The following is a 2,012-nucleotide window of genomic DNA, read 5'->3' on the forward strand; positions in this document are numbered from 1 at the left end:
TACTCGACAGCGCGGGCGCAACTGTGATGACGGTGGTTATCGCAACCGATGGTTCATACGAACTGACGATGACAGGGCCTGTTGATCAAAGCGATAGTCAATCAACCCAGTTCAACTTAAATGTCACCGCCACTGATAAAGATGGCGATAACAGCGATGGCGCAATGAATATTACCATCACTGATGGCACCAATGCCGCAGGTGATGATCAAGGCACAGTTACACTGACCGAAGGGGATTTAGACACGGCAGGTGATGGCGTTAATATTGGTGACAGTGATACCAGTTACCCAGCGATAAAATCAGGCGCCTTTGTGATTGCGGCAGGTGAAGACCGCCTTGTACCCGATTCGGTTAAAATTGATCCCGATTTACAAGCGGATTTAATCACTGAACTACAAAACGAACTCACTTCTGGCGGTCAACCGCTGACCTTTAGCGTCGATGTTGATGGTAATCTTATTGGTTTATTAAATGGTGAAATTGCAGTAACCGTTGCCTTATCGGGTGCACAGCAAGGGAAAGATATCAACGTGACTGTAACCATTATGCAGAATGTCCCGTTAGATCATAATGGGTCAAGTGATGGTGGTTATGTCACCTTTGATGGCGATGACTTACATATTAATGTGCCAGTACAAGCAACCGATACCGATGGTGATGATCTAGATAAACCGGCGAATGTCGATATCATTATTACCGATGGTGCTGACGCTGTGTTTGGTGAAGATATAATGGGCGTTAGCATTAACGAATCGGCTGTCATTAACGTGGTGAGTGGACAAATTCCATTAGATGTTGGCGCCGATGAAATCGCGACGATTGTATTCCAAACAGCACAACCAGGCTTAACTGGGATCACCAGTAATGGTGCAGCGACGACCTTTACAGTGGTAGGCGATACCTTAACCGTACTCGACAGTGCGGACGCAACTGTGATGACGGTGGTTATCGCGACCGATGGTTCATACGAACTGACTATCACAGGCCCTGTTGATCAAAGCGACAGTCAATCAACGCAGTTCAACTTAAATGTCACCGCCACTGATAAAGATGGCGATAACAGCGATGGCGCAATGAATATTACCATCATCGATGGCACTAATGCTGCCGGTGATGATCAAGGCACAGTTACACTGACCGAAGGGGATTTAGACACGGCAGGTGATGGCGTTAATGTTGGTGATACTGACACCAGTTACCCAGCGATAAAATCTGGCGCCTTTGTGATTGTGGCAGGTGAAGACCGCCTTGTACCTGATTCGATTAAAATTGATCCCGATTTACAAGCTGATTTAATCACTGAACTACAAAACGATCTTAGTTCTGGCGGACAACCACTGACCTTTAGTGTTAATACTAATGGTGATTTAATCGGTGAACTTGCTGACGGCACCGTTGCAGTAACCATTGCATTATCTGGTGCACAGCAAGGTCAAGATATCAACGTCACAGTCGTGATTACGCAACAGCTGCCACTTGATCATAACGACACAGACACCGCAGGTTACGTGACCTTTGATGGTGATGATCTGCATATTAATGTGCCTGTACAAGCAACCGATACCGATGGTGATGATCTAGATAAACCGGCGAATGTGGATATCATTATTACCGATGGCGCAGATGCTGTGTTTGGTGAAGACATAACGGGCGTTACCATTAACGAATCGGCTGCCATTAACGTGGTGAATGGACAGATCCCATTAGATGTTGGCGCCGATGAAATCGCGACAATTGTATTCCAAACAGTACAACCAGGCTTAACTGGGATCACTAGTAATGGTGCAGCGACGACCTTTACAGTGGTAGGCGATACCTTAACCGTACTCGACAGTGCGGGCGCAACCGTGATGACGGTGGTTATCGCAACCGATGGTTCATACGAACTGACGATCACAGGGCCTGTTGATCAAAGCGACAGTCAATCAACGCAGTTCAGCTTAAATGTCACCGCCACTGATAAAGATGGCGATAACAGCGATGGCGCAATGAATATTACCATCACCGAT

The 2,012-nt window shown here is 46.7% G+C and carries 1 protein-coding gene; it reads left to right on the top strand.

Annotation, left to right across the window (positions count from 1 at the left end):
- A partial coding sequence (locus QQK09_RS18950; RefSeq protein WP_284205771.1) for a hypothetical protein occupies positions 1–2,012 on the top strand: 2,012 nt, incomplete at both ends.

Source organism: Psychromonas marina (genome assembly GCF_030161115.1).
GTDB classification, from domain to species: Bacteria; Pseudomonadota; Gammaproteobacteria; order Enterobacterales; family Psychromonadaceae; genus Psychromonas; species Psychromonas marina.